The sequence below is a fragment of the Cupriavidus sp. SIMBA_020 genome, assembly GCF_046535395.1.
In the GTDB taxonomy this organism is placed as follows: Bacteria; Pseudomonadota; Gammaproteobacteria; order Burkholderiales; family Burkholderiaceae; genus Cupriavidus; species Cupriavidus campinensis.
In genome coordinates this window covers 1-256 of the sequence record NZ_JAWRWU010001060.1, presented here as the reverse complement: position 1 = coordinate 256, position 256 = coordinate 1, and the positions used below count along the sequence as shown (strand labels likewise).

Sequence of the window (256 nt, the reverse complement as noted above, 5' to 3'; positions counted from 1 at the left end):
GTCGGCTTCAGTGACTGTATATTCACCGTGAAGAGTACTAGACAACTTCCTAATTTTTTCTATTGCACAAGTATCAAGATCGATAGCATCGATGCATATATTTTTATCAAGGAAATGTCTACTTATAGCTTTCAGAAAAGCTCCATCACCACAGCTAGGCTCAAGAATATCTAAGTGATTTTTTCTATCTACGCATTTATTACGTATATACCTAGCCATAAAACATGCAAGGTTATCAGGCGTATAATACGAGCCA

At 36.3% G+C, this 256-nt stretch carries 1 protein-coding gene; it reads right to left on the bottom strand.

Going from position 1 to position 256, the window contains the following annotated elements:
* Window positions 1-256 (bottom strand): hypothetical protein (locus tag SB751_RS32735; RefSeq protein ID WP_410749345.1); only part of this gene is annotated, 256 nt, incomplete at both ends.